The 19328-nt window shown below is 61.5% G+C and carries 11 protein-coding genes; 8 read left to right on the plus strand and 3 right to left on the minus strand.

Going from position 1 to position 19328, the window contains the following annotated elements; genetic code table 11:
• A partial coding sequence (locus IFO71_RS21640; protein ID WP_225444278.1) for a hypothetical protein occupies positions 1–199 on the plus strand: 199 nt, incomplete at its 5' end.
• Positions 200–293: 94 nt separating this feature from the next.
• Here the strand turns inward: IFO71_RS21640 and IFO71_RS01075 are convergent.
• The 3 genes from IFO71_RS01075 to IFO71_RS01085 all read right to left on the minus strand — a co-directional run bounded on the left by IFO71_RS01075 (position 294) and on the right by IFO71_RS01085 (position 4468).
• Positions 294–749: a DUF4303 domain-containing protein gene (locus IFO71_RS01075; RefSeq protein ID WP_192027676.1), complete on the minus strand. Its 456-nt coding sequence runs from the start codon at positions 747–749 to the stop codon at positions 294–296.
• An 807-nt stretch (positions 750–1556) separates the two neighbouring features.
• A complete protein-coding gene (gene ispG, locus IFO71_RS01080; RefSeq protein ID WP_192027677.1) occupies positions 1557–2819 on the minus strand; it encodes a flavodoxin-dependent (E)-4-hydroxy-3-methylbut-2-enyl-diphosphate synthase in 1263 nt (420 codons plus the stop codon).
• Positions 2816–4468: a hypothetical protein gene (locus IFO71_RS01085; protein ID WP_192027678.1), complete on the minus strand. Its 1653-nt coding sequence runs from the start codon at positions 4466–4468 to the stop codon at positions 2816–2818. Before IFO71_RS01085 ends, ispG begins: the two co-directional genes overlap by 4 nt.
• A gap of 146 nt (positions 4469–4614) precedes the next feature.
• On the opposite strand from IFO71_RS01085, the gene IFO71_RS01090 reads away from it, so the two are divergent.
• From IFO71_RS01090 to xseA, 7 genes are all read left to right on the plus strand, one after another.
• On the plus strand, positions 4615–7017 hold the full coding sequence (locus IFO71_RS01090; RefSeq protein WP_192027679.1) for a cyclic nucleotide-binding domain-containing protein: 2403 nt from the start codon (positions 4615–4617) through the stop codon (positions 7015–7017).
• A 192-nt stretch (positions 7018–7209) separates the two neighbouring features.
• Positions 7210–8112, plus strand: a complete 903-nt coding sequence (locus IFO71_RS01095) for a hypothetical protein (RefSeq protein ID WP_192027680.1) — start codon at positions 7210–7212, stop codon at positions 8110–8112.
• An 8-nt stretch (positions 8113–8120) separates the two neighbouring features.
• Positions 8121–9791, plus strand: coding sequence for a cytochrome c3 family protein (locus tag IFO71_RS01100; RefSeq protein ID WP_192027681.1), 1671 nt, complete (start codon positions 8121–8123; stop codon positions 9789–9791).
• A gap of 101 nt (positions 9792–9892) precedes the next feature.
• Positions 9893–11929: a GlcG/HbpS family heme-binding protein gene (locus IFO71_RS01105; protein ID WP_192027682.1), complete on the plus strand. Its 2037-nt coding sequence runs from the start codon at positions 9893–9895 to the stop codon at positions 11927–11929.
• A 1-nt stretch (position 11930) separates the two neighbouring features.
• Entirely contained in the window at positions 11931–13754 is a 1824-nt protein-coding gene (locus IFO71_RS01110) for a hypothetical protein (protein ID WP_192027683.1), read from the plus strand.
• Between the two features lie 13 nt (positions 13755–13767).
• Positions 13768–17709, plus strand: a complete 3942-nt coding sequence (locus tag IFO71_RS01115) for an LVIVD repeat-containing protein (RefSeq protein WP_192027684.1) — start codon at positions 13768–13770, stop codon at positions 17707–17709.
• A gap of 242 nt (positions 17710–17951) precedes the next feature.
• A complete protein-coding gene (xseA, locus tag IFO71_RS01120; protein ID WP_192027685.1) occupies positions 17952–19322 on the plus strand; it encodes an exodeoxyribonuclease VII large subunit in 1371 nt (456 codons plus the stop codon).
• Positions 19323–19328 lie beyond the last annotated feature (6 nt).

The following is a 19328-nucleotide window of genomic DNA, read 5'->3' on the forward strand; positions in this document are numbered from 1 at the left end:
CCTCAATAGCGCCAATACCAGGTCTACGCGCTTCTCTGCAGGCATTTCGCTCTTGCGTCCCATGTCTTGCTCCTCGATGGTTGTCTATCATTTCATCGGGTCCAAGGATCTGGGGGCAAGACAAGCTGGTGACGTTGCTGAGATCGCCGCGCCTAGTAATGCTGCAAGAGTATTCAAGGTAAGCCTAACGCTGTATTGAGCTGCCGTTGGCCGGCAGACTATCAGAAAACTCCATCATCTCTCCCAACGGTCAGCTCGAATACGTAGTTAGCTTCCGTACTAGAAGTGCCAGCTTACTCATGCGCAAGGTTCCACTGCTTCACGCGCTCCGAGTCGTTGAGGCGTTCAACGGCCGCTCGTTCGAGAGACTCAAGGAGCTCGCTAGGGTCTGTACTGCATGGAAAGACGAGCACGTCGTTTTCGATCACGCCGAGCGACCTAGCTGAGGCGAGAGCCTCGACGATACACTCAAAGCTCCCTAAAACGTGCTCTTCGAATGTGCCGCGAGCAGCGCTCTCGTTGTAGCTAGCGTTCAGTTGCGCCTGTGGTGCGGAGAACTCTTTGTAGCCACCGAAAGGATAATCGACGGCATCTATCGGGTTGTTAGCATCGCCCTCAGGGTAGCCGGACACATTCGCGGCCCAACCCAAAGAAACCAGACCGTCATCGGTAAAAATTGCGAACGCCGACAGCCGTTGCCCCGGGGCTTTGTCACGGATCGCAGCAACGGACGCTCGGATAGATGCCACGAGGAGCTCGACAAGGGGAGTGCGGGACGCAACAGGAATCATAACCAGGAAGCTAACGCCGTATTGAGCTGCCGTTGGCCGACAGACTAACAGAAAACACCATGACCTCTCCCAACGGTCAGCTCGAATACGTAGTTAGCTTGCAACACGAACGCGCTGAGACAAAGATTCCTCTACCTCGCGAAGCTCTGCAAGAATGACTTCGTCACCAGCCGATTCGGCGGCGGGCCTAGCGTCAGTGGCGATGTTAGCAGCCTCAGCGATGTAGCCCAACTCCAGGAGCCTCGATGCCAGAGCAACTTGCTTTGTGAAGATGGGCTCGCCAGGGAATGCTGAGCTCTGCTCTATTGCGAGACGATATAGTTTCGCGGCCGAGCGAGCGCCGTTTGTATAATCTGCGAGTGTTTCGGTTAGGAACGGATCAGGTTGATTGAGCCTTGAGCGGTACAAGCCTCTGAGCCGCCGAAAAGCACCTCGAGCCTTGCGGCGATCGGCTCGCTCGACTGCATTGGCAATGGCGAGTGCTAAGCCGAGCACTTTGCCGTGAAGGGGTTCAGGGACCTTTCTCATTGCAACGCTAACTACAGTTCGATTGCATTTTACACGTCAGATTAGACGCCATTTGACATCTATTCTGGTCGCGATAGGGCCGGTCTTTTGCAAGTTGCACAGGGGAAACGACACTCATATCAACACCTTGTTCGACTTTTGCTGTTGTCGCTGTCATATAGCGTGGCATTTAATCTCGAATAATCACGCCGCCGCAGGTTCGTTATCGCGGCGCGGGGCTGGGGTTGATATACCTGGTCACCCTACCCCGCTCTGCCTTGTCCGGTATCGGCGTTCGACGTAGTCGTCGATTACAGTGACGAACTCGTCGGCAATATTCTCCCCGCGCAGGGTCATGGCTTTCTGTCCATCGATGAACACCGGGGCGGCGGGGGCTTCGCCGGTGCCGGGTAGCGAAATGCCAATGTCGGCGTGCTTGCTTTCGCCTGGGCCGTTCACCACGCAGCCCATGACGGCGAGGCTGAGGTTCTCGGCGCCGGGGTGGGAAATGCGCCACTCGGGCATTTTGCTACGAACATGCTGTTGCACCTTCTGCGCGAGTTCCTGGAAGAAACTGCTGGTGGTGCGACCGCAGCCTGGGCAGGCGGTCACCATCGGGGTGAAGGCACGCAGCCCCATGGTTTGCAGAAGCTCCTGCGCCACCACTACTTCCTGGGTGCGCGAGGCGCCGGGCTCTGGAGTGAGTGAGATGCGGATGGTGTCGCCAATGCCTTCCTGCAGCAGCACCGACAGGGCGGCCGCGGAAGCGACGATGCCCTTGCTGCCGATACCCGCTTCGGTCAGACCCAGATGCAATGCATGGTCGGTGCGCAATGCCATTTCTCGATACACCGCGATCAACTCCTGCACGCCGCTCACCTTGGCTGACAGCACGATGGCCTCTGCCGACATGCCCAGCTCCATCGCACGGCGCGCCGAGTCGATCGCCGAGCGAACCAGGGCCTCACGCATCACGGCGGCGGCATCCCAGGGCTCGGCCCGCTTGGCATTTTCGTCCATCAAGGCTTGCGCCAGGGCCTGATCCAACGAGCCCCAGTTCACACCGATTCGGATCGGCTTACTGTAGTTCAGCGCGGTTTCGATCATCGCTGCGAACTGCAGGTCCTTCTTCTTGCCAAAACCGACATTGCCCGGATTGATGCGGTACTTGGCCAGTGCTTCGGCACAGGCTGGGTGCTCGGTCAGCAGCTGATGGCCGTTGTAGTGAAAGTCGCCGATCAGCGGCACATCGGCACCCATCGCCTGCAGTCGTTCGCGAATATGCGGAACCGCTGCCGCAGCTTCCTTGGTGTTGACGGTGATGCGCACCAATTCGGAGCCGGCACGGGCGAGTTCGGCAACCTGTCTGGCCGTGGCCGCGATGTCGGCGGTATCGGTATTGGTCATCGACTGCACCACGATCGGTCGGCCGTGACCCAATTCCACGCCACCGATCTTGACCAGCCGCGTCTGTCGCCGCGCCTGATGGCCGGCGATGCTGGGGGATTGCTCTGAGATCATGCTCGTCCTAGATCAGCGGTGAGCAGTACGAAGTCACCGCTCTCTTCCAGCCGCGTAGTATCGCCGGCCTGAACCTTCAGTGGAACTGGGTGTTCGATGTCCGACTGCTCGGCCACCCTGAGCACCTGTAGGCGCGCCTGCTTGCCGACCAGGCTGGTCGGCGCGGCGAAATACAGCTGCGCCTCCTTCTCGCCTTTCAGCGGCCGATACTCGATCGCGCGGTGCGCATGTCGACCGGCGTCGCCACCTTCCATGCTGCGAATGGCCACCGGACGTGGATAGCGCGACAGCAGCTCGATTCCGGCGTCCACCGAGCCGTCTTGCGCGAAGCGCAGCCAGCGCAGCATGCCGAGCAGCCAGTGACGGCCGTCTTCCATCGAGCTGATGGCCAGACCGATCAACTCACCGACCCGCGCCTTGATGCCTTCCTCGCTGCCCCAATGCAGGTGGTATCCGCCAAGGCTCTGATCGATCACCTCGGCGCGGTGCACAGGTATACGCCCGGCGTCCACCGGCGCCCGCGCCCATGCGGCGCGCTGTTTGTCTTCATTCTCTTCAGAAACGCCGGCGCGGCCGAGAAAAGTGTCGAAATCGAGCATGCCGCTGAGATGAAAATGCAGGCTGCCAAGACCCAGCACGGTTTCCAGCTCGTGTCCGGCCGACAGCCGCTGGTTGCGACGTGAGGAGGCCCGCCCCCAGCCGCCGATGATCCGCCGCAGCAGATCGGCCGGCACTTCCTGCGGTCGGGCACCTTTGAAGCGCAACACGATCAGGTCGCGGTCGCTGGCAGCCAGCGCCTGGTCAAGCTGCTGCCGCAGCGGGCCCAGGTCAATCCACAGACCCCCCTCGTCGGCGCGCTCGCCCGCCGTGTAGCCAGGCCCCGCGTCGCTGCCCACCGGCACCGGATGCGCATCGCCGCTGCCCGAGGTGGTCAGGCCCACATAGGCCACCAGATTGGCCGACAACTTCCAGAAGTCGGCCTGCTCGCGCTGGCTGAATCGATAGGGATTGGACAAGGCCACCAACAAGGACTGCAGATACAGCTGCTTGACGTTGGTCGCGCGGCCTTCCGCGGCCTCATCAATGGACTTCTCGTCGAGCCTGCAGCTCACCGCGAACTCATGCACAGCATGCAGGGCCGACCAACTACCTGCCACCGGCTGGTGGTAAAGGAAGTAAGACAGCATCAGGCAGCGGGCCGTGTGGTAGGCGGCACGCTCCAGGCAGGTCGCCACACTGCCACCACGCAGCAGGGGCACCGAACCGGACGGCGCGCAGTACTCGATGGCCGCCAGCCGGTAACACCGAGCCAAGGCACTCTCGAAGCTGTACAGCTGCTCGAAGGCGCGCGCCTTGGCCGCCGACAGCGGGATCCCACCGCCCTGGCACTGCAGCTCCAGGGCGGTGATGGCCTCGAGCAGAGGCAAGCGCAGCGATTCCAACACTCCCAGCCGGGCAGCGCCGTCGAGGTGCACCTCACAGAGGGAGTCCAGGGCATCATCGAGCTGCTTGTAGGTCGCCGCCTGATTGGCTCTGGGCAAGGCTTCCACCCAAGCTTTCACGCGCCGAGGATCAGTGGGAAAGCTCGATTGATCAGGGGCGTGACGCGGCGGCAATCCCTCACAAAGTCGGCGATAGGCATCGCTCATCAGCGGTTCCGGCATCTACAGTCGCTCATAGCTTACCCAGCCTGAGCCGAAACAGCGATGCCGGACCGCCGCCAGCGACTCGGGGTGAAAACCCTGGAACGAGACTGGTATGATCGGGCAGGACTTAGCGCCTGGGGGGGCGCCGCATGACGGAAAGATTCCGCATTGCTGTAGTCGGATCAGGGCCGGGCGGCATGTCTGCAGCCGCTCGCGCCGCTGAACGCGGCATATCGCATGTTCTGCTGGAAGCAGAGCCACATCTATCCAACACGATCTTCCGCTATCAGAAGGGGAAGCACGTGATGGATGAGCCCGGCATTCTGCCACTGCGCTCGCCCCTGCCCTTCAAGGCCGGCAGCCGGGAGGAAATCCTGGGTGCCTGGGATGATGGCGTGGCTGCGTTGAAGGTCAATGTTCGGCATGGCGCCGAGGTCACGGCGATAAAGAAGCAGGCCGAAGGCCATTTCGTGCTGACCACCACGACGGGCAGCTTCGAAGCCGACAACGTCATCATGGGCATCGGCCTGCAGGGCAATATCCGCAAGCTGGGTGTGCCCGGCGAGGACCTGCCCTTCGTGCAGTACCAGCTGGACGACCCCGACGAGTACATGGGTGAGACGGTGATCGTGGTCGGCGCCGGTGACGCTGCCATCGAAAACGCGATAGCGCTGTCGAAACAGAACGAAGTCATCATCATCAACCGGCGTGACGAGTTTGCCCGTGCCAAGCAGGGCAATCTCGATGGCATTCTGAAGGCCATCGATGATGGGCGTATCACCTGCTACTACGGTGCCGGCCCGGAAAAGGTCGAGGCACTGTCGGTCGGCCGCAAGCCGGGCCGAATGGTGCTGGCCACCCCCAAGGGGCGGGCGCAGATTCTCTGCGATCGGGTGATTGCCCGTCTGGGCGCCACGGCGCCACGCAAGTTTGTGGAATCCTGCGGCATTCAGTTCCCGAACAAGGATCCCGCCTCGGTGCCGGCGATTTCGCCGCAATACGAATCAAACGTTAAGGGGCTCTATATCGTCGGTGCGCTGGGCGGCTATCCGCTGATCAAGCAGGCGATGAATCAGGGCTATGAGGTCGTCGAATACATACTCGGCGAGAAGGTCGAGCCGGCCGACGAACCGTTGCTGCGCGGCAAGTTCAACAAGATGCCGGGCTTCACCACGGTGGAAGCGGCATTGAGCAAGATTCAGAACAATGTCCGCCTGCTCTCGCACATCACACCGTTGCAGCTGCGCGAATTCATGCTCGATTCGGAAGTGCGAGCGCCCAAGAAGGGTGAACCGGTGTTTCGCCGCAACGACTACACCAATACCTTCTTCTGTATCGTTGAAGGCACGGTCGAGGTTGAGGTCAACAGCGAGACGGGGCAGCGAATCAGCCTTGGCCAGGGTGAGTTCTTCGGCGAGATGAGCCTGATTTCCGGTCGGCGTCGCTCAGCCAGCGTTTTCGCCGGGCCCAACTGCGTACTTGTGGAAACGCCGCGGCGCTCGATGAATCGACTGATCAACTCGGTCGATGCAGTGAAGCGCGAGATCGATCTGGTGTTCATCACCCGCGCCATTCAACAGCGCTTTACTCCGAAATCCAGCGCCAAGGATCTGGCCGACATCGTCGCCGATGCCGACATTCGCAAGTACCAGCCAGACGAGATTCTGTTCTCCGAGGGTGATGAGGGCGATTCCCTGCACTTGGTCCGGGTCGGCTCACTGACCATCTCGCGCAATATCGGCGGCCGCGAAATCGTGTTGTCCTATGTGCCGGCAGGGAACTATGTCGGTGAGATGGCCCTGCTCGGCGACTCCAAGCGATCGGCTACGGTCAAGGCGGCCGTTGCCACCGAAACGATTCGTTTGAGTGCCGAATCATTCCGCAAGCTGCTGGCCCGCGACCCCGCTCTGCGCCTGCAATTGCAGGGTGAGTATCGCCAGCGGGCGGCCGCCAATCTGGCTGTTCAGACCGCCGGCCAGGGCATCGACATCATTTCCTTCCTGATGCGCCAAGGCATTGGTGAAGCCACTGATGTGCTGCTGATCGATGAGGCACTGTGCGTGCGCTGTGACAACTGTGAGAAGGCCTGCGCCGAAACCCATCAGGGAACCTCACGCCTCGATCGCGAAGCCGGGCCAACCTATGCCAACGTGCACGTGCCCACCTCATGCCGTCACTGCGAACACCCGCATTGCATGAAGGATTGCCCGCCCGACGCCATCCATCGCACGCCGGAAGGCGAGGTCTTCATTGGTGACAACTGCATCGGATGTGGCAACTGCGAACGTAATTGCCCGTATGGCGTGATTCAGATGTCAGGGCGCAAGGCCAAGAAGCCAGGATTGCTGTCATGGCTGCTGTTTGGTTCTGGCAGCGGGCCCGGGGAGGCTCCGTACGCCAAGGACAGCAAACCATCAGAGAAAAAGGCAGTTAAGTGCGATATGTGCAAGGACATCAAAGGCGGGCCGGCCTGCGTGCGCTCCTGCCCCACAGGCGCTGCCATTCGCATTTCGCCCGAAGATCTGGTCGGCTACGCCCAATCAAGATCTTAGCAAGCTGTTAAGATTGCACGCTTCGGCTATGGAGAGCCGATCAGGAAGGCCTGCCAGTTGAACGGCGGGTTCAGCGGTAGAGAGCAGGACCGGGCGCCTCGCCCATCGTTCGAGAAGCACGGCAACGCGCCTTTCGAACAATGAAGCGACAGCGCCATTCGATCGCCGGGGACAAGGGGGAAGTCAGCCATCATGCATGCGTCATTTCTAAACTACCGACGCTACCGCTATTTCTGGTTGGCTGGGTTTCTGGCGCTTGCCTCACTCGCGGCGTATCTGTGGCACCAGCCAGAGGGCGCGCCGCCCAATGGTGGCACCTGGCTCGGCTACACCCTGGGCACGATCGGCGCCCTGATCATCGTTTGGCTGACCTATTTCGGCGTGCGCAAGCGCCGCTACGGCAGCGGCTTTGGCACCGCCGCCGGCTGGTTGTCGGCGCATGTCTACCTCGGTACCGCCCTGATTCTGATCGCCTTCCTGCATTCTGGTTTCCAGGTCGGCTGGAACGTGCATACCTTGGCCCTGGTATTGATGTTGGCGGTGATTTTTTCCGGCTTTTTCGGTGTTTACGCCTACCTGCGCTATCCCACCCTGATGACCCGCAATCGCGACAACGCCACCCGCGAGGCGCTGCTCGACGAGATTGCCGAGATCGATCAGAACGCACTCAATCTGGCCGATGCGGTCGATCCGAAGATTCATGCCATCGTCCTGCGTTCGATTGAGCGCACACGTCTGGGTGGCGGCGTGTGGTCGCAGTTGACTGCGCACGACGATTCCGATGCTGCACTCAGCAGCCTGAAATCGGCCGTCGATGAGCGCGAGAAGAAGGCCCGCAAGGCCACCAAGGATTCACCCACCATGTTCGCCATGGTCGACTTCCTTGCCGGACAGGCGGCCAGCGACAAGCAATCCGAAGCGCTGCGCAAGCTGATCGACCTGTTGAACAGGAAGAAGAATCTGGCCAGCCGCGTGGCACGCGACATTCAACTGCAGGCACTGATGGAGATCTGGCTTTATGTCCATGTGCCCCTGACGATAGCCCTGGCGGGCGCGCTTACCGCGCACATCGTCTCCGTGCTCTTTTACTGGTGAGGTGACGCATGCGCTGGCTGGTGCGACGAATTCATCGCAAGGGCAAGGGCCAACTCAGCTACGAGGATGACATCCATTTCGGCGAGCAGCTGACCATCGGCCGCGCCGCCAATCAGTCACTGTTCCTGACCGATATGCGCGTGGCCTTGGAGCACGCCAGGGTCACTGCCCTGGGCAACGGCCAGTATCGCGTCGAATCTGTCATCGAGGCCGGCATCCGCGTCAACGGCGGTATCGTCCACCAGATCAACTGCGGCCCCGGCACCCAGATCGAGATTGGCAGCCACCGCATCGAGTTGATCGCGGCCCCCGAGGATTACGATGCCGGTGTCGAGATCTCCACCATCGAAAAATCCGAGCAGGAGGCCACCGCCGCACGCAAGCGCCTGCCCACCTCGCTGTCCGAAACCAAACTTGGCAAGCGCATGCCGGCCTGGATTCTGTTTGTAGCCACGCTGACCTTGTTCCTGGTACTGCCGCTGCTCTCCCATTACATCGCGCCGCTCGATGCAGTGCTGAAGAGCGCCCCCCTGCCCTCGCGTGGCGCCTGGGAAGCCGGTGAGCTGGCTTCCGCTCACCATTTCTTCGGCGAAGACTGCCAAGCCTGTCATAGCGAGGGCTTTGCCTGGGTCAAGGACAAGGATTGCTTGACCTGTCACGCCCAGACGCCGGCGCATGCCGACCCGGTGGCCTTCAATCTGCCCGAACTGGGTGAGGCGCGATGCGCCCATTGCCATCGCGATCACAACGGGGTTGCCGGTCTGATCCGGCGTGATCAATCTCTGTGCAGTGACTGTCATCAGGGCCTGCAGCAATCGACCGCGGGCAAGAGCCAGCTGGCCGACGTCAGCGATTTCGGCAGCGACCACCCGCCGTTTCAGGTGTCCTTGCCTACCTGGAGCAAGGAAGGTCAGCTGACGATGGAACGTGTGGCGATGAGCCCCGATCTGCAGGAAAAATCCGGTATCAAGTTCCCGCACGATATTCACCTTGATGCCAAGGGCATTGCCTCGCCCGCCGGCGACAAGGTGCTGGTCTGCGCCAGCTGCCACGAGCCGGAGCCAGGTGGCGCGGCGATGAAGCCGGTGAACTTCGAAACCATGTGCCAGGACTGCCACAAGCTGAGTTTCGACATCACTGAACCCGAGCGTGAGGTGCCGCACGCCAAGATCGACGAGATCGTCTACATGCTCGACGAGTTCTATGCGCGCCGCGCCTTGGAAGGCGAAGTCACCGACCAAGCCGCCCCGGAATCGCTACGCGTGCGTCGTCGTCCTGGCCAATCGATCGAACCGCAACAGCGGCAGTTGGCACTGGCCTGGGCGCGCGACAAGGCCCGCAGCGTCGGCGAGAGCCTGTTTACTGGCCGCGCCTGTACTGTGTGTCACTCGGTGTCGCCGGGTCGGCAGCCCGGCGAGTGGCAGGTCGCACCGGTGCGCGTCGCTGGCGTGTGGTTCGACAAGGCGCATTTCACCCATCGAAAGCACACCACCATGGAGTGCGACAGCTGTCATGCCGCCAAGGAATCCGACTCCAGTCGTGACTTGCTGATTCCCGATATCGCCAACTGCCGTCAGTGTCATGCCGGTGAAGCAGGCGGACACAACATGCTGGAGTCGAGCTGTGTCAGCTGCCACGGCTACCACGAATCGCAGCACTTGCTGCAGGTAGATCTATGACCGACCCGACCTATCCAGCACGCTCCACTAAGACACTCGCTGTGCCACCCGCGTTGCCGCGTCTGCAGCGCAAGACCGGATCCTCGAGGAGGGATCAATCTATGCACAAGCTCGCTTGGACAGCCCTCTCGTTGGCCTTAACACTGGCCTTGAGCGCCTGCAGCGGCGGCAGCAACAGCACCGATCCGGTCGGCACCGCGCCGCCACCGCCAGAACCGCCCCGCGGCTGTGAAGGCGCTTGCGTCAGCGCGCAATCGTTCCTGAGCACGGCTGAGGTTCGCACCATCATTGCCCAGGCCGTGGCCGAAGCCGGCGCCAGAAACGCCAAGGCCACCATCGCGGTCGTCGACCGGGTCGGCAATGTGCTGGCTGTGTACCGCATGAACGGCGCCGAGACCTTGGTTCGGGTCGGAACCCAGCGTGGTGTGGTCGGCGGCCTCGAGGGCCTCAATGTGCCGCGCGAGCTGGCCGCCATCGCCAAGGCCATCACCGGTGCCTACCTGTCCTCCGAGGGCAATGCCTTTTCCACCCGTACCGCCAACCAGATCGTGCAGGAGCACTTCAATCCGGGTGAGTTCAATGCCCCGTCGGGGCCGCTGTTCGGTGTCCAGTTCAGTCAGCTCAGTTGCTCTGACTTCACCACTCGCGACTTCGCCGCCACTGGACCTGGGCCGCACCGCTCACCGCTCGGCCTGTCGGCCGACCCGGGTGGCCTGCCGCTGTACAAGTCCGGTGTGCCGGTCGGCGGTATCGGTGTCGCCGCGGACAACGACTACGGCCTCGATCCGGTGATCTCCGACCGCGACCAGGATCTCGACGAGTTGATCGCCACGGCTGGCACCTTTGGCTTCGCCGCGCCGGTCGATCGTCGCGGCGATCGCATCACCGTCGACGGCAAGACCTTCCGCTTCAATGACGCTGAATTCAGCGATTTGTCTGCCGGACCTGGCAACGCCGCCAGTCTTGAGTCCACCGGCTTCCAGACCGTGCCGGCCTACTGGGATGGTGTTCTGCGCGATGGCACGGTGTTTGGCTCACCGGCCTCGGGTTTCCGTCCAGACGCCGACCATTACCCCGGTCGCGATGCCTTTGTCCTGGTCGACCGCGACGGCGCCTTGCGCTACCCGCCAATCGATGGCACCGACGGCGCCGGCGCGATCACTGCCGAGGAGGCCCGTGTATTGGTCGACGAGGCACTCGCCATCGCCAATGCAGCGCGCGCGCAGATCCGCCAACCGCTGGGCACGCAGGCCCGGGTCAGTATCAGCGTGGTCGACACCAATGGCACCATCCTGGCCTTCGCACGCACCCGCGATGCACCGATTTTCGGCGCCGATGTATCACTGCAAAAGGCCCGCACTGCAGCGTTCTATTCCGGTGCTTTCGCCGCCGAAGAGCTGTTGTCGCGCCCCGAGGTCAACTACTTCGCCACCTCACTGGTCCCCAACGCGAATGCCACCGCGCTGAATCTCAGTGTGGTGGACACCGTGCAGATCGGCGATTACGTCTCCCGAGTGCGCGAATTTCTCGACTCGCCCACCGCACTTGGCGACGGTGCTTTCGCCTTCAGTGACCGCGCGGGCGGCAATCTCAGCCGGCCCTACTTCCCAGACGGCATCATCAGCCCACAATCAGGGCCGTTCAGCCGCCCGTTCGATCAGTGGAGTCCGTTCCACGACGGCATCCAGCTGGACCTGGTCTACAACAATCTCGCCCTGCACGTTGCCCACTACGTCAATCAGCTCGGCCTGCCGATTCTGCTCGAAGGGGAACTGCTGGTGGGGGCGCCGCGCCCGGGCTTTCCGGCACCGCTGGCCGATCCCGCGCCCGGTTCGTGCACCGGCACGCCACGATTGGCCAATGGCATCCAGATCTTCCCCGGCAGCGTGCCGATCTATCGCAACGGCCAGCTGGTGGGCGGCATCGGCGTGTCCGGCGATGGTATCGATCAGGATGACATGATCTCGTTCCTCGGCACCCACAATGCAGGCCTGCGCCTCAACAGCGGTATCGGCAATGCGCCGCCCGAAATCCGCGCCGATCAACTGGAGGTGAGAGGCTCGCGGCTGCGCTACGTACAGTGCCCGCAGTCGCCGTTCCTCAACTCCGACCAACAGAACGTGTGCGGAGGAAAGTGAGATGAAAAGACTTCCCTTAACCTTCGCCTTGGCTGCAGCCACCTTTGGTCTTGTTGCGGCACCGGCCCACGCCGATCCGGGCGACTCTCTGCCAAGCTGGCTGCAGTGGACTCAGATGCTGCCGGCTGGTGTCTACAATCCGCAGGAGTCGGCGATTCCACGGCGTCGTCCGGGGCACCCGGTCACCGAACTAAAAGAAAGTGACTTCGTCAACGAGGGCGCCATCGATCCGGCACCGGTCGATCAGGTCGGCAACTTCGTTCCGCTGCCCGACCGCTGGCGCATTATGGAGGCGCTGGGCTTCAAGTTCCCCTGGTACGACCCGTACAACCAGAATATCTGGAAGGGCGACAAGCCGATGAAGATTCCGGGCTTGGACGGGAAGGATTGGTTCTTCTCCCTGCTTGGTATCTCCGACACCATCATTGAGCCGCGCTCGATTCCAACGCCGGTCGGCCCGCAGTCGAGCGACAACCCGGGCGCGATCGATATCTTTTCCGGCATCGATCAACGCATCCAGGTACAGACCTTCCTGGCCGGCATCATCCTGTTCAAGGGTGACACCGTATTCAAGCCACCCGCGCATGAGTTTCGCCTGACCCTGGCGGCGCAGTACAACCGCGTCGACACCGATGAGATACGCGCACTGCAGATCGATCCGCGCCTCGGTAACACGCGTGACGACGGTTTTGTCGCCGTGCAGGAGCTGTTCTACGACCGACATCTGCGCGATGTGTCCGATCGTTACGATTTCGACTCGCTGCGTGTCGGCATCCAACCCTTTTCCACGGACTTCCGCGGTTTTCTGTTTCAGGACCTGCAGTTCGGCGTGCGCCTGTTCGGCAACCGCCATAACAATCGGTTTCAGTACAACCTGGCCTGGTTCCGCCGAGTGGAGAAGGACACCAACAGCGGTCTGAATGACGTGTTCGAGGGTCTGCGCGACGACGACGTGTTTGTTGTCAATGCCTACTTCCAGGACTGGCCACGACTTGGTTTCGTTTCCCAGGGCACCATCGTTCACAACCGCAACCGCGAAAGCGAGTTCTTCTTCGACGAGAACGGCTTCATTGCTCGACCGGCCTCACTGGGCATCGAGCGCCCGCGCGAGTACGACGTTACCTATCTTGGCTACAACGGTGACGGCCATTTCGGACGCTTCAATCTCACCGTGTCGGCCTATGCGGCATTGGGCAAGAACGATGCGGTGTTCATTCGCCAGGAGAACGATATCTTTGCCGGATTCTTCGCCGCCGAAGCCGGCATGGACTTCGACTGGATCCGCACTCGCGCCTCGGTAGCCTGGGCCTCCGGCGATGACGACCCGTTCGATGATGAATCGAATGGTTATGATGCCATTTTCGAGAACCCGATCTTTGCCGGTGCCGATACCAGCTATTGGATCCGCCAGAACATGCCACTGATTGGCGGCGGTGGTGTGGCGCTGACCGGCCGCAACTCGATGATCCCCACACTTCGCTCATCCAAGGAACTCGGCCAAAGCAACTTCGACGGCCCAGGCTTGCGCTTGATCGGAGCCGGCGCAGACTTTGACCTCACGCCGCAGTCCCGCGTCTCGGTCAACCTCAATCAACTCTGGTTTGACGACACATCATCACTGGAGCTGGCGCGCAATCAGGCACCTATCGATCGCGAAATCGGACAGGACCTCTCGGTCGCCTGGATCTGGCGCCCCTACATGCAACAGAACCTGGTGTTTCGACTCTCAGGCGCGGTGTTGAACCCGGGTGATGGCCTCGCCGATCTGTATGGCGATGACGACACCTACTACACCGTGCTCGCCAACCTGGTGCTCACCTTCTAAGGCGATGACGATCATGCATTCGACCCCACATCGACAACCGAAGGCCGCACCGCGGTCAAACCCACTTAACCGACTGCTTGGCGCTTGCCTGCTCGTGCTGTTCGCCAGCACCGCGCACAGCGCCGAAGAAAAGGGCGTCGATCGCGAGTACACCACGCATCCGCCCGCGCCGTCGTTTCAAACCGCCGCTGAGGCTGATGCCAAGTCCGACGGCTGTATCAGCTGCCACAGCAAGAGCGATGAAAAGACCATGCATCGCAACCCGGCCGTGGTGCTGGGCTGCACCGACTGTCATGGTGGCAATGCACAGGTCACCAACCCAGCCCCTGGCAAGCATTTCGAGCGCCATGCCATCGGCTCGATCAATCCGCTGAAGAAAGTCGAGTACGACGCCCATCACAAGTATCCGCACGTCTCGGTTCCCTACAGCAGCGAGTATCTCGGCGCGATGGAACAAGCTCATGTGCTGCCGCGCTTTCCTGACCGCTGGTACTACCCGGCCTCGCGCAATCCCGAGGATGGCTACGCCCATCTGAATGATGAGTCGCCGGAGTTCATCCGCTTCATCAATCCGGGTGACCTGCGCATCGCGGATGAGGCCTGCGGCGCCTGCCACTTGCCCATTGTTCAGGCCACCAAGACCAGTCTGATGGCCACCTCGGCGATGCTTTGGGGCGGCGCTTCGTACAACAACGGCATCCTGCCCTACAAGCGCTACAACCTGGGTGAGTACTACACAAAAGACAGTGGCTGGGGCGCGATCAGCAACCCGGTCGAGGTCACCGATGAGATGAAGAAGCGCGGCATCTTGCCGGTGCTGTATCCCCTGCCCGCCTGGGAAGTGATCCCGCCCGCAGACGTGTTCCGCGTGTTCGAGCGCGGCGGTCGCAACATTAACACCACCTTCCCGGAAACCGGCCTGCCCAATTCACTCGGCTTGATTCAACGCCTGGAAGAGCCCGGCCGACCGGATCTCAAGCAGAGTAACCGAGGTCCCGGTACCGGCCAGCGTGTGGCCATTCCGGTGCTGAACATTCACAAGTCGCGCCTGAACGACCCGCACCTGTGGTTCCTTGGCACCAATGAGAATCCAGGCGACTTCCGTTCCTCCGGCTGCACTGCCTGCCACGTCGTCTACGCCAACGACCGCGATCCGCGGCATAGCTCGATCTATGCCAAGTTCGGCAACGAGGGCTTCAGCCAGCAGCTCGACCCGACCATTCCGAAGGACGAGCCGGGCCATCCGCTGAAACATGAGTTCACCCGGCAGATTCCCAGCAGCCAATGCATGATCTGCCACATGCATCAGCCGAACATGTTCATTAACACCATGTTGGGCTACATCATGTGGGACTACGAGCCCGATGCCCCGACCATGTTCCCGAAAGAGGAACGCAAACCGACCGATTCGCAGATCCGCGCGATCAACAAGCGCAACCCGGAAGAAGCGGCGATTCGCGGCAACTGGGCCGAACCTGAGTTCCTGCAATCGGTGGCCGAGCGCAATCCTTCCCTCACCGCCACCCAGTTCGCCGACTACCACGGCCATGGCTGGAACTTCCGCGCCGTGTTCAAGCGCGATCGCAAGGGCAATCTGCTTGATGCCGAAGGCAACAAGGTGGCCAACGACGACCCGAAGAAATTCGAGAAAGCCGTACACATGTCATCGGTGCATGTCGATCTTGGCATGCAATGCGTCGACTGCCATTTCCAGCAGGATGCCCATTCCAACGGTCATATCGTTGGCGAGGTGATGGCCGGTGTCGAAATCATGTGTCAGGACTGCCACGGTACCGCCGACGCCTATCCTGAGCTGCGCACCTCCGGCCCGATGGCACCGACCTCGGGCACCAATCTCTCCTTGATCCGCAATCCGGATGGCAAGCGCCGCTTCGAATGGATCGACGGCAAGCTGATCCAGCGCTCGGCGGTGGTGCCAGGTCTGGAATGGACCATGACCCTGCTCAAGGATGTCTCCAGCAAGGCCTCTGATGAGTACAACGTGCTGGCCGATCGCTCACACACCATGTCGCGCGATACCGAGAAGTTCACCTACGGTACCGATGTGCCGAAGGAAGAACGCGCGCATGGCGAGGAAACGATGCTCTGCTACACCTGCCACACCTCCTGGACAACCAGCTGTGGTGGCTGTCATTTGCCGATTCAGGCCAATTGGAAGACCGAACGCCAGCACTACGAGGGCAAGGAGACGCGAAACTATGCCACCTATAACCCGCAGGTGGCACGCGACGACATGTTCCAGCTCGGCATTCACGGCGAGATCAAGAACTACAAGATAGCGCCGGTCCGTTCGTCCTCGGCCTTGGTGCTGTCCTCGACCAATACCAACCGCGAACGCATCTATATCCAACAACCGCCAATCGCCGCCAGCGGCTTCTCATCGCAGGCCTTCGCTCCGCACTATCCGCACACCGAGCGTCGCACGGAAACCAAGCGCTGCACCGATTGCCACGTATCGGACAACAACGACAACAACGCGATCATGGCGCAGCTGCTGCTGCAGGGCACCAAGTTCGTCGATTTTGTTGGCTTCAACGCCTGGGTTGGCGGTGACGGTGAAATCAGTGGTGTAGTGGTGACCGAGTGGGACGAGCCGCAAGCGGTGATCGGCTCGTATCTGCACAAGTACGCCTACCCTGAGCGCTACGGCAAGCATCAGGAACGCGGCAACAAGCTCCCCGAGGGCTACAGTCATAGCGCAGGCACGGCCAACTGCATTCAGCACCGCGGCGAGTACCTGTTTGTCTCCGAGGGCAGCAAGGGCACGCGGGCCTACGACATTGCCAGCATCGCCAACAAGGGCTTCTCGCAGCGCGTGATCACCGCTCCGTTCTCGGAGCTGGGCCATGACACCCACATCGAATCCAAGAACGCTACCTGCGTCGCCCTGCCGACCACCCAACCGGTAGCGCCGGAGCGCAACAAGGGTGAGCTGATGCGAGACATCAATCTCGAGCAGCCGTTCCACCCGATCTACCACTACGCCTTCATCGCCGATGCCGAAGAGGGTCTGATCGTGGTCAACGTTGATACGCTGGCCGATCTCGAACCGCGCAACAATCTCCTTGAGCGCGCTCTCACCTGGAACGAAGGCGGCGTGCTCACCGGCGTTCGTCATCTGACCATCGCCGGCCGCTGGTTCTTCGCTTCGACCCCGCGCGGCGTGGTGGTGCTGGACATGAACGACCCGATGAAGCCACAGCACGTCACCACCGTGGCGGTGGACGATCCACGGGCAGTGCAGGTGCAGTTCCGCTACGCCTTCGTCACCTCGGCCAGGGGCCTGCAGGTCATCGATATCACGCAACCGACGCAGCCGGTACTGCTGGACGCCGTGGTGCCCCTGCAGCAGGCACACAAACTGCATGTGGCGCGTACCTATGCCTACGTCGCCAATGGCAACGAAGGCGTAGCCATCATCGATGTCAGCAAGGCCGATCAACCCACCCTGTATCGGATGTTCAATGCCGGCGGCCAGATCGTCGATGCACGTGACGTCGTAGTGGCCTCGACCAATGCCTCGCCCTTCCTCTACGTCGCCGATGGAACCGGTGGATTGAAGGTGGTGCAGCTGACCTCGCCCGATCTGCAGCCGAATTTCTACGGTTACGCCGCCGAACCCGAGCCACAACTGGTCGCGACCTGGCAGACCAAGCACGCCGCATTGTCGCTGTCACGTGGTCTGGAACGCGATCGAGCGGTGGATGAATCGGGTGGACAGATCGCCGTGCTGGGCCGCGTCGGCTCCCGCCCCTTCAATGCCGAAGAAATGAAACGGCTGTACATGAATGATGATGGATCGGTCTGGAAGGTCAGCGACGAGGTCGAAGGGCCGCGCGGCAAGACCAGCAAGCCGATGCCATTCAAACCCAATCGAATCTGGGATCTGCAACCGGAGAACCACGACGCCTTCGATCTCGAAGCACCCGAGTAGGTCGATGAATTCCGAAGCCACCATGGAATACGCCTTGGATTCAGCACTCGGACGAGTTCAATCGATGCGGCTGCGCCCAAGGCGCAGCCTGTCGCGAACCCGCCGAGACCAGCCGAAGCGCCAGCACGCCGATCACAGGTGGCCAGCAGATAGCAAAACACGCGGCGCATCACCCTCCGGGTGCGCCATCGGCATGTACCTGGTGCGCACAGAAAGTTCGGCATCGCCAATTTCAAGACCCCATGTTCCCTAAGTCCGAACCCGCCAGCCGCCTTCTCACCCCCACCCAGCTCAATGCGCTGGCGCGTTCCTTGTTGGAGGACAGCTTTCCCCTGGTGGAAGTCCTCGGCGAGATCAGCAATTTCGCCTGTCCAAGTTCCGGCCATCTTTACTTCACCCTGAAGGATCGCAACGCCCAGGTGCGTTGTGCCATGTTTCGCCAGCGCAGCCAGTGGATGCGGTTCAAGCCGGAGAATGGCCAATCCGTACAAGTGCGAGGCCGCCTCACCTTGTATGAGCCGCGCGGCGACTACCAGCTGGTACTGGAACACATGCAGCCCGCTGGCGAAGGCGAACTGTTGCGCGCATTCCAGGCCCTGAAGGAAAAGCTGCAGGCCGAGGGCCTGTTCGATGCAGAGCGCAAGAAGCCGATTCCGACCCAGATCAAGCGCTTGGGCGTGCTGAGTTCAGCCGGCGGCGCCGCCATTCACGATGTCTTGAGTGTGCTACGTCGGCGCTGGCCCTTGCTTCAGGTCGAGCTGTTGCCGATACCGGTGCAGGGCAAAGACGCCCCGTCACAGATCGGCTCCATGCTCACCCGAGCTGACGAGAGCCAACGTTACTCGGTGCTCTTGCTGACCCGAGGTGGTGGTTCACTGGAAGATCTGGCTGCGTTCAATGATGAGCGTTTGGCCCGCACTATCGCCGCCTGTGTCACTCCGGTAGTCAGCGCGGTTGGCCATGAAATCGACTTCACCATTGCCGACTTCGTCGCCGACTTGCGCTGCCCCACGCCTTCCGCTGCAGCCGAAACACTCAGTCCGGATGGTCAGGCCATCGGACGTCGCATCGATGAGTTGGGCACGCGTGCTGCGCGCTCGCTGCGCAATCGTCTGCAAACGGCGCAACAGCGACTCGATCATTTGCAACTGCGGCTGCGCAATCAACACCCGCAGGCACGTCTACAACTGGCGCTCGACCGCGGCCGCGCCTTGCATGCCCGCATCACCAAGCTCGGCGAGCAGGTGATTTCCCGTCAGCAACAGCATCTGAACCAACTGCTGGCCCGACTTTCGGCCAAGGCACCCGGCGCACAACTCGGTCTGCAGCGGCGCCGTGTCGACCTTGCCCTGCACACGCTGCAAGCGCAGGTTCGCTTGCAGTTGCAGCGCGCGCAACGCTCGACCCAGGCGCTGGGCCGCACGCTGCATGCCGTCAGTCCGTTGGCCACATTGGACCGCGGCTACGCCATCCTCGCCGATTCAGAACGAACCTTGCGTTCAGTTGCCTCGATCAAGGTCAACGACCCGCTACGCGCCCGCCTTGCCGACGGCGAACTGGGATTGCGCGTCACCGCAGTAAGTCCTGCTCCCCCTCACAAGATGCCGAACTAGGCGGGT

The sequence above is a fragment of the Pseudomarimonas arenosa genome (genome assembly GCF_014841215.1).
Lineage (GTDB): Bacteria > Pseudomonadota > Gammaproteobacteria > Xanthomonadales > Xanthomonadaceae > Pseudomarimonas > Pseudomarimonas arenosa.

Excerpts from the sequence above, each read along its gene's own strand:
- IFO71_RS01115 (WP_192027684.1), top strand. The coding sequence starts at position 13,768 with ATGCATTCGACCCCACATCGACAACCGAAGGCCGCACCGCGGTCAAAC.
- ispG (WP_192027677.1), bottom strand. The coding sequence starts at position 2,819 with ATGATCTCAGAGCAATCCCCCAGCATCGCCGGCCATCAGGCGCGGCGA.
- IFO71_RS01085 (WP_192027678.1), bottom strand. The coding sequence starts at position 4,468 with ATGAGCGATGCCTATCGCCGACTTTGTGAGGGATTGCCGCCGCGTCAC.
- IFO71_RS01095 (WP_192027680.1), top strand. The coding sequence starts at position 7,210 with ATGCATGCGTCATTTCTAAACTACCGACGCTACCGCTATTTCTGGTTG.
- IFO71_RS01100 (WP_192027681.1), top strand. The coding sequence starts at position 8,121 with ATGCGCTGGCTGGTGCGACGAATTCATCGCAAGGGCAAGGGCCAACTC.
- xseA (WP_192027685.1), top strand. The coding sequence starts at position 17,952 with ATGTTCCCTAAGTCCGAACCCGCCAGCCGCCTTCTCACCCCCACCCAG.
- IFO71_RS01090 (WP_192027679.1), top strand. The coding sequence starts at position 4,615 with ATGACGGAAAGATTCCGCATTGCTGTAGTCGGATCAGGGCCGGGCGGC.
- IFO71_RS01105 (WP_192027682.1), top strand. The coding sequence starts at position 9,893 with ATGCACAAGCTCGCTTGGACAGCCCTCTCGTTGGCCTTAACACTGGCC.
- IFO71_RS01110 (WP_192027683.1), top strand. The coding sequence starts at position 11,931 with ATGAAAAGACTTCCCTTAACCTTCGCCTTGGCTGCAGCCACCTTTGGT.